Origin of the sequence: Fibrobacter intestinalis (genome assembly GCF_900167415.1) — a bacterium.
Classification (GTDB): domain Bacteria; phylum Fibrobacterota; class Fibrobacteria; order Fibrobacterales; family Fibrobacteraceae; genus Hallerella; species Hallerella intestinalis.
The window spans coordinates 1-7,903 of record NZ_FUWU01000086.1; the positions used below are offsets into that span (position 1 = coordinate 1).

The 7,903-nt window shown below is 42.9% G+C and carries 7 protein-coding genes; 3 read left to right on the plus strand and 4 right to left on the minus strand.

Translation table 11 applies throughout. The features are described 5' to 3' along the window. The 4 genes from B5D40_RS14345 to B5D40_RS14360 form a co-directional block, all read right to left on the minus strand. The coding region (locus B5D40_RS14345) for a hypothetical protein (RefSeq protein WP_144319716.1) at positions 1–573 on the minus strand (573 nt) is incomplete at its 3' end. Further along, positions 560–1,270, minus strand: a complete 711-nt coding sequence (locus B5D40_RS14350; RefSeq protein WP_143394490.1) for a hypothetical protein — start codon at positions 1,268–1,270, stop codon at positions 560–562. The genes B5D40_RS14350 and B5D40_RS14345, both read right to left, overlap by 14 nt. Before the next feature lie 180 nt (positions 1,271–1,450). Beyond that, positions 1,451–5,143: a hypothetical protein gene (locus B5D40_RS14355; RefSeq protein WP_078777472.1), complete on the minus strand. Its 3,693-nt coding sequence runs from the start codon at positions 5,141–5,143 to the stop codon at positions 1,451–1,453. Positions 5,144–5,146: 3 nt separating this feature from the next. Further along, positions 5,147–5,596: a hypothetical protein gene (locus B5D40_RS14360; protein WP_078777473.1), complete on the minus strand. Its 450-nt coding sequence runs from the start codon at positions 5,594–5,596 to the stop codon at positions 5,147–5,149. A 434-nt stretch (positions 5,597–6,030) separates the two neighbouring features. Here B5D40_RS14360 and B5D40_RS14365 point away from each other — a divergent pair, with 434 nt between their 5' ends. The 3 genes from B5D40_RS14365 to B5D40_RS14375 form a co-directional block, all read left to right on the plus strand. Then, complete coding sequence (locus tag B5D40_RS14365) at positions 6,031–6,759, plus strand: DUF6261 family protein (protein ID WP_143394492.1); 729 nt, start codon at positions 6,031–6,033, stop codon at positions 6,757–6,759. A 177-nt stretch (positions 6,760–6,936) separates the two neighbouring features. Next, on the plus strand, positions 6,937–7,611 hold the full coding sequence (locus tag B5D40_RS14370; protein WP_198951065.1) for a DNA cytosine methyltransferase: 675 nt from the start codon (positions 6,937–6,939) through the stop codon (positions 7,609–7,611). Between the two features lie 70 nt (positions 7,612–7,681). Next, positions 7,682–7,903, plus strand: a 222-nt coding sequence (locus B5D40_RS14375) for a transposase (protein ID WP_144319717.1), incomplete at its 3' end; no start/stop codon positions are given.

Below are 7,903 nucleotides of genomic sequence, written 5' to 3' on the forward strand. Positions count from 1 at the left end.
AACTCTGAAAAACGGATAGAAAGTGGAGTCGTTCGGAACCGTGATCTTTTCCGTTCTTTCTTGAATGGTTTGGCAGTAGGATTCGCCTTGAACCTTGTAAAAGCAAACTCTAGAACCCACCTCAAAATTGGTAAAGGCGACCGAATCCTGCGAAGGCGAAGCTTCCCCCAGCCAGGGAGCCAAATCGATATCGTAATCCTTGTGCTTCTTTTTCTTATCCAAAAGGGAAAAGCGGACGTGCCCGTCTGTCACGGGAACATTCCAAGACGGCAACGTGTCCCCACCATCAATAAATCGGTCGGATTCCGCAACAAGGGTATCGTTTCCGGCGATGAATGTATAATGGAATCCATATTTGTATTCGCTTTTGGGTGACGGAGTTCCCTTAACGCGTACGCTGGAACGGCATGACATATCCCGTTCGCAATGAACGGCAAGATAAACAAATAAATAAGAGCCGTGAGTTTTTGCCATCTTCACTTCTTGGGAATCATCAGAAGAGAAAATATCCGATAAATCGGAGCAGCCTAAAAATATCAGGCAGAAAAGGCAAAGGATTCTACAACGCGTCATAGTAAATCCACTTAAAAGTAAAGGAGTCTTCTTCCATCTTGTCTTCTTCATCAAAATCGTAGCGAATCACATAAGATAAACGCTCTAACGCGGCTATTTCCAAAGTAATGGTTTGCGGGTCTTTAGACGCTTTATATCTCCTGCATTCTTTATTGAATTCGTTAAAATCATCAATGCCATTATAGCAAGAACCGGTATACACAACATAAAAATTCCCTTCGGGAAGGAATATGTCGATGGAATCGCCACGAATTTCATAACGTTTTGGACTATTCAAATAAGACAATACAGGAGCCATATCCAAATCATAAGATTTAATTTCATCTGCCGAATCCCTTAAAGAAAACTTGAGATGCTTCGTAGAATCAATAGACTGGAACAATTCGACAAGAGTGGTGTCTATTCTGCTAAAAGCCTCATCCTTTACATAAAGCGAGTCCAGATAGATTCCATTCCATTCCAAAGCATAGCGAGCTCTAGAAATTATACAGAAGTCTGGACAGTCTAAGCGGTCATAAGGACCTAAGAGGGAGGCGGAAGCTTTACGCAGAGAATCATCTATCCATGTAAATTCAAACATCAATGGTTTATGAGTTGTTGTTGTTATATAATAAGTAGCGTTGCTAGGAGGATCGCCGTAAAGTTCAATATCGCACCCCAATAGCAATAAGCAGATGAACAATAAAATTTTAACCATGTTCACCTCAAGAGAAGAATTCGCAACGCAGGCAAATCAACGGAGCGCCCATGTCGGTATTCGCCAAAAGTTTGACCATCTAAAGCCTCATATTCCCAAACATTCTTTTTATTTCGTGTGGCTAGCATAATACCATCCAATTCAGGAAATCCTGAAAAATTTTCCAACACCGAACTCGCTTTATACTTCACTCCTTGCGGAGGAACAATCAAACGTTTGTTTTTTTTCGGTGTTTTCAAAGCACTGAAAATCCATGGGGCAACGACTTGTTTTTTTAGAAAAAATTTCACCATTAATGGGGTAATTCATTACGTAGGTTTTTGCTTGACTATCTTGAATTACAAACCAGTTGTTCAATAAAACTTTATCCTGTCCAAGATAATCGGCCCGCGATGAATTTTGCTGAACATTTCTAGCAACGCTTTGAGAACCTATGCCTAGATCCTCTTGAGCAACCCCATAAAGATGGACGCCCATATCGACCCAGTATTTTTGAGGTGAATTTGCCAGCCACGCCATCCCTTGCTCGCCAGGCCTATCAATGACCCAAAGGTTTCCGCCAAAATAAAGGATAGAACGATGGTTTTCGACCGTTGATGGCATTGCAAGTTTATCGAATTTTGTGAGAAAATGCTTAGCCGTATATCCTTTCGCTTCCATCCCGGCATTCGGCAGAGAATCTACAATAAAAGCGTCCGAACCTCCTTCCACATTAAAATCATCTCCCAGCAAGTCAAAATGAGTCACTAAAAAAGACAACAATGACCAAAATACTCCCGGAACTTCACCGGAAAATTCTTCTATCCTTTGGCGGATTTCATTTGCACCTATAATACGGTTGTCGTTTTGCGCACCGACAGCAAGACACGATTCGTTTGGCGCATTCTTATCACAATTTGACGCCAACGTTAAAACGTTGTGATTGATGTGATGGTGAAAATCATCGTCTTTATTTCTTTTACCAAACCCGGAATAGCCCCTATCCTGAATTAGAAACCCTTTTTTAGAACTGGAAAGCGTTATAGAAAGGTTGTCCTGCTGGTCATGAACCTGTCCTCGATTCCACATCTTGCCATTTTCCGCTATCATAGACAAAGCAACCGTATCTTCCACGCCAAAGACCGTAATTAAACAAATACCGTCTTTGCAGCTGCTCCTTACCCCGGATTTAGATGGCAGTTCAGCAGGTTTCAATTGATATAAAGTTTCATCTGGAAACCCAAAGGCAACTAACGGATTGATTTTCCCATCTTCCGGTTTTAACGGATAGGCTTCCGACCAAGCTAAAAAATTGGCATCACCAGTCAATTTTGCCCAAGCACGATAATCCGGATTATAGGTGCATCCATCGTCTATTTCAACAGGAATGTAACCATAAGACGACACTGGTCGAGAAAATTCGATCATATAGTAAGGCGACTTTAAAAATTTATTTTCAGTAGCGGGCATTGTTTTATTGACCGATCGGTAAGCCTCCTGCAATGCGGCAAGAATGTAAGGAACGTCGTCCCAAATGTATTGAGAATAGCCAGTTCCTTCTGAATAACCGCCATGTTCACCATAATGCATTTTCAAAGCACTATTTAAATAATCCAAATTTTCGTGTGTCCCATAAAATATAAATTCATACAAGGCAATGCTCGCATAAGCTTTGGCAACTAAATTATTTTCTAAGAGCATCGGACCAGCCAATTCAAGCCACGCACGAACGCCATCATAAACGGATTTGTACGCATCCTTTATATACTCTCTAAATTCTCCTTTATCAATCCACGCTAGCAAAGAAATTCTTGTCATCGCATCGGAGATTTCTTGGAGTTTTCCAATATGAGAATCGAAAAAAGTTCTTGCAGAGTTCCATTTGACCGCAAATTCACCACATTCAATGACATCGTTTAAATAGCCTTCGTTATGCCCGTAGGTATAGACAAGCCTTTTGCAAAAATCTTGATAGTCCAAATCGTGGATACTTTTTCCCCATTCAATCCAATTCGTCAGTGTCGCGCCGGTTATATTCGTCGCATTGTAGCATCCTTCCAAACCTCTTACTACCCAAGCCGCATCGGAAAGCATTCCACTGTTTGTCAAGAAATAATCGGTAAAATTCATTTTTTCTGAATCGGGTTGTGTAGCATCTTGGAAATACAATTCGTCAGAATCCCTTGAAAAAGTAAAGCGTCGTTTAAATAAAGAATTTGAATCATTATTGCTTGTATCGGGATTTAGCATTCCTAAAATAACATCTGCCAATACGGCATCTAGATTTTGGGCTGTTACTTTCCAGGCATATTCTTGACGATTGCAAGTAGTGTCAGGTAAAGCGCAATGCGAAATGGCTTCTTTTTTGGTTGTTAATATCGATACTTTCTTCTCTTTAAGAGAATTCAAAAGCAAGGAGTCCCTAAGTATAGCATCCGACAATTGTCCTTGTGGAACATCTAAGTTCTCGGATTCGGCATTTCGAAACAATCGATTAAACCTATCTCTCACTCCGTCAAAATCGAAGCACCGGAGTTCATTGTATAAATCATACAGCCAATAGACTCCATCAACCACTCCGTTCACAATGCCCATTTGGATATCCGTCCATCCGGCTGCAAACGATTCTATCCCATCGCGGACATCTTCTGAAAAAATAGCTGAAATGCCTATTGCAGGGACGAAAGCTGCCGTCGCTACCGAATTTACAATTCCACTCACTTTACGACAAATACTCCAAAAGCTAAAAGATTTTGCTCTAAAGAAAACGTAATTACCGACAATGCTATCCACAGGCTCTTCTATCCAACGATTTTCGGATTCAATGAAATGACCGATAGTTACCGAATCTCGCTCCGGAGCATAATTAAAATCCAAGGGAAGTGCCAAAGTTACCTCCTGCCCTGATTTTAATTGTGCTTGAATATCAAAAATATCGCCTATCATTGTAAATTCATCTAAATTTTCCGGACCATGTGGATTGAAAGAAAGTTTTTTTATAACGGGGATTTGCCCATCAACAAAAACATTCTTGTCGAATTTCAATTCAACAGATGCTGATGTATAAGGCGTTTTACCAAAGGCATAATTTGCTTGAACGGAATCGCTTCCTAAACTAGTTTCGGATGCTTGTATTTGTATTTCGACAGGTTCTTCTTTTGTTGCCCACCATTTCATTTTTACTTTACGGTATTCGGGGAAAGCTATTTCAAAATAAGGAGCATATTTTGCTTTTTGGGAAAGAACAACTGTAGAAGTCCATCCTCGAATGTTTGCCTTTTTATTGCTTGCGTAAGCAAATCCATTCAGTTCCTTGCCATCCAACGGTTCGATTAGCACATAAATGCGATTGTACATATCTTCAGGCAATTTGGAAATTTTGAACATTCGAGAGCTTCCGGCAAAAATAGATTCGGCATTCATTTCTCCCAAATCCCGATAATGTGCGGTTCTCATTTCATAAAGAGAATCTGCGAATTTATACACGAGTTTCCAAATAGAATCCGCACGTGTCAATTCCGCATGTTCACATTTAGAAAAAATACGATTGTCATCAACCCACCATTGTATGGGCATCCTCTGTTGCGGATTTCCCGAATACGTAATTTTAATCTCTGTCGCAAAGGCAAAGGTGATTTCCCGGTAATAGGAGTCCAGAGCGTATTTGCAGCTGTTGACGACAAGATGCCCTGCCATCGGGACGGATGGCGTCGAGTTGATGCCGAGAACCACGCGGGAATACGCCCACCCCATCGGAAATCCCGTCAGGGAAAGCGTGTCCCCGTCGCTTAAATCGAGAACCGTCCGGACATTATAGGGTACGACATGAACTGCAGCAAAGACAGACGGTGAAAATAAGAAAAAAGCCAACAAGAACAAAAACAGCCGGACCATAATCTATTCAAGAATGGAGAGAGCCTGAATTGGACAATACATATAGGCGGCATTACCTGCATTATCCGTATTGGTGCTGCAATTTGCATCATTTAATCCGGCATTGGCATTGGTGACCGTAGTGGTCGCATAATTGGGGTAGATGATTTCAACCGGGCTGCGGGTGGCATAGCCCGTTTGCGCCAAGGCCTGTATTTGATTATACGCCCTGCTCGCCGATGTGACAAAGAAACGCAGCCAGTAAGTCTTGCCCCCATATTGAACACTCTTTCCCGGATCGATAAAAAACATTCCATCGCCGGCCTGGATTCCCATATAGAACGAGGACTGCCTTTCGTAGCAGGATTGAATGGGAATCCCCGAGATTTGCCCATTCCCCGAACAGCCGCCCTCGGCATGCGAAAATATCACCGACAAGAACAAAACAACAAAAATAATACGAATTTTATCCACGGCGACTCCTTTGCTGTTGGGGAATATATAATAATTTTACGAAAAGTGTGCATAAACTTACGGACGGCGTTCGGCAAAGCGCCGAAGCCTGAAATCCGCCCGGGACGGCGTTCGGCACAGTGGCTTTTAGGCCACTCTAAGAATTCATTTTTAAAAAGCGGCAGCATTAGAGTTGCTTGTTATCGTTGGTTGGTTTTATCGTCACGAATTCCCTTTTTCCCGTCATTGCGAACGTAGTGAAGCAATCTTTACGGCACGTTCGGTGCGCACTCGATCCCACTCGATTTTTCTTCACCAAAACCGTTTTTAGAGGTGGCCTTTATAGATTCGCCCGAATTGCTAATGGGATTTTACTTTGGATTCGGGAAAATTTACTTTATCTTTATCGCCGGGTGTTGTTGTCTAAGGAAAAACAACTCAAAATGGAGGTTCTTATGAACAAAATCAAAAATCAGGCGCGTATCAACGAAATCGGCGGCATCGCCAATACGATTCTTCGGATTTACAGGGCGGATTCGTCTGCGCAGAAGGACGTCTATCTCAAAAACGTGATGGCGGAGGTGGAAGATCTTTCGGGGAGGATTACGACGGCGATTTTGCAGGACAAGGTCGTTTCGAATTTGAACAAGGCGGACGATGGGCGGGACGAGGCGTTGAAGGCTTTTGGCGCGCTTGTTTCCGGTTACACGGCGCATCCTTCGGAAGAAAAAAGGGCTTCGGCACTTTCGCTGAAAGGCGTTTACGACAAATACGCCAAAGCGGGCATAGTAAATGCCAGTTACACGGAGGAGAGTTCCATGATCGAGAGTCTTTTGGAAGAGCTTTCTTCGGTTGATGCCCGGGCGAATATGGCAAAGCTGGATGGCGTTTCGGAATTGCTGGAAGGCATTCGGAGCGCGCAGGATTCGTTCAATACGGCAAGCGATGTTTATGTAAAAGCGAAAGGGGGCAAAGCGGAGTGTGCTAGCAACTTCAAGAAGAGCCTTCTTTCTTCCCTCAATAACAGGCTCCTGTCCTATCTTTCTATGATGTCTTTGACGGAAAATGCGTCGCTGGCGGAATTCTCCCGGAATCTGGATTCGGAAATCGCCCGGTTGAATGAAAACATCGCCAAGCACCAAAAGAAAGGCTCCGATGCGGATAAAAATCTGCAGCAGGCGTAGAAATCCGTTCCGTTATATTCAACGTCAAGATGCTTCCTGTCTCCCGGCTGTTTGTGAAAATGGCCCGTCGGGGGCGGGAAGCATTTGCTTCTGATGCATCATATTGCGCTTGATAATTCAGGGGAAAATATTGTTTTTTTTGAGCGAGTAGATAAAGTATATGCTATAATTATTTTTATGATGATTAAAACCATTGGAAGCATTTGCTCAGGGATAGAGGCCGCTTCGGTTGCTTGGAAAGATTTTTCATTTGATTTTAAATGGCTTTCCGAAATTGCGCCGTTCCCTTCCGACTTTCTGAAAATAAAATATCCCGATTTGTTGAATGTCGGCGACATGAACGCAATTCCGAAAAAAATACTAAAGCATGAAATCGACGCGCCCGACCTCATTTGCGGCGGCACTCCGTGCCAGGCTTTTTCTTTAGCGGGCTTTCAAAACGGCTTGAACGACGAGCGCGGCAACTTGACGCTGAAATTCTGTGAAATCATAAACGCAAACGACGAAATCAGAAAACGGCAGGGAAAAGAAGAAACCATTGTGTTTTGGGAAAATGTCGAGGGCGTACTGAAAGACAAGACAAATGCTTTCGGGTGTTTTCTTTCATTGCTTGCCGGATGCAAAAAAGAACTGAAAATGAACAAGTTCCCGAATGCAGGACTTTTGCGCGGACCAAAAAGAAACATCGCCTGGAGAATTCTTGACGCGAAATATTTCGGCATTCCCCAGCAACGCAGACGGCTTTATGTCGTTGCGGGTGGAAAAGGTTTCAATCCCGAAAACGTCTTGTTTGAAAAGCATGAAAAAGAATTTTCCGAATTCAAAAAATATCCCCTCCGCTTTGAAATGTAGCGCTTAACCGCAACTTGGAAAAAATTGAGGAAGCTAATAAGGTGTATATTTCCAACCAAGGAGCCACCTTATGGCAGAAGAAAATAAACTTGAAAAACAGAAACGTCGCCGCCTGAGTGCGGAGGAGAAAGTCAAAATCCTGAGCGAAATTCTCCTCAAGGGCAGAGGCTTATCTGAACTTGCGGACGAGTACAAGATACATCCGAACAAAATTCTCGAATGGAGGAAGGTACTTTTCGAATCCGCTACGGGGATTTTCGAGCAGAAACGCCCCGACATAACCGAAAAGGCG